This window comes from Nonomuraea sp. NPDC051941 (assembly GCF_044593615.1).
This window is the reverse complement of the sequence record NZ_JBIUCF010000151.1, coordinates 1-1,166: the sequence shown is the minus strand read 5'-3', so window position 1 is coordinate 1,166 and position 1,166 is coordinate 1. Positions and strand designations below refer to the sequence as shown.

The following is a 1,166-nucleotide window of genomic DNA, read 5'->3' as shown; positions in this document are numbered from 1 at the left end:
TCGACGTGGGTGGTGGGGGTGGTGATGTGCAGGGTTTGGGGGAGGAGGGCTTCGCGGGCGGCCATGACCATCTTGATCACACCCGCCACCCCGGAAGCGGCCTGCGAATGCCCGAAGTTGGATTTGACCGACCCCAGCCACAACGGGTCCGCCGGATCCCGATCGCGCCCGTAGGTGGCCAGCAGAGCCTGGGCCTCGATGGGGTCGCCGAGTTTGGTGCCGGTGCCGTGGGCTTCGACCGCGTCGATATCGCCCGGGACCAGGCCGGCGTTGGCCAGCGCCTGGCGGATCACCCGCTCCTGAGAAGGACCGTTGGGGGCCGACAGGCCGTTGCTGGCGCCGTCCTGGTTGACCGCCGATCCGCGGATCACACCCAGAACCCGGTGGCCGTTGGCCTGCGCTTCCGAGAGCCGCTCCAGCAACAGAATGCCCACACCTTCGGAGAACACGGTGCCGTCGGCCTCATCCGAGAACGCCTTGCACCGGCCATCCCGCGCCAGACCACGCTGACGGCTGAAGTCCACCAGGAGCTCAGGTGTCGCCATGACCGTCACGCCACCCGCGAGCGCCAGAGTACTTTCGCCTCTGCGCAGGGACTCGCAGGCCAGATGGATGGCGACGAGGGAGGAGGAGCAGGCGGTGTCCACCGTCAGCGCCGGGCCTTCGAGACCGAGGTTGTAGGCCACCCGCCCCGACATGACGGAGCCGGCGTTTCCGGTCTGCAGGTATCCCTCGATCTCCTCGGGGTACGGTCCAGGCCCTGAGCCATAACCGGTCTGAGTGCCGCCGATGAAGACGCCGGTCGGAGTGCCACGGAGGGTGTCCGGGTCGATCCCGGCCCGTTCCAGAACCTCCCACGACGTCTCCAGCAGCAACCGCTGCTGCGGATCGATCGCGATCGCCTCACGCGGACTGATCCCGAAAAACGCCGCGTCGAACCCGGCCGCGTCCTTCAGGAACCCACCCTCACGCAGATACGTGGTCCCCACATGGTCCGGGTCCGGGTCATACAACGCCTCCAGATCCCAGCCCCGATCCTCCGGGAAGGAGGAGATACCCGAACGGCCCTGCACGAGCATCTCCCACAGGTCCTCCGGCGAATTCACCCCGCCCGGGTAGCGGCAGCCCATCGCCACGATCGCGATCGGCTCCCCAATCCCCGCGGA

Annotated in this window: 1 protein-coding gene; it reads right to left on the bottom strand. The window is 68.0% G+C overall.

What is annotated here, in order from left to right:
* Positions 1 to 1,166 (bottom strand): type I polyketide synthase (locus tag ACIHFD_RS67900; protein ID WP_397375976.1); only part of this gene is annotated, 1,166 nt, incomplete at both ends.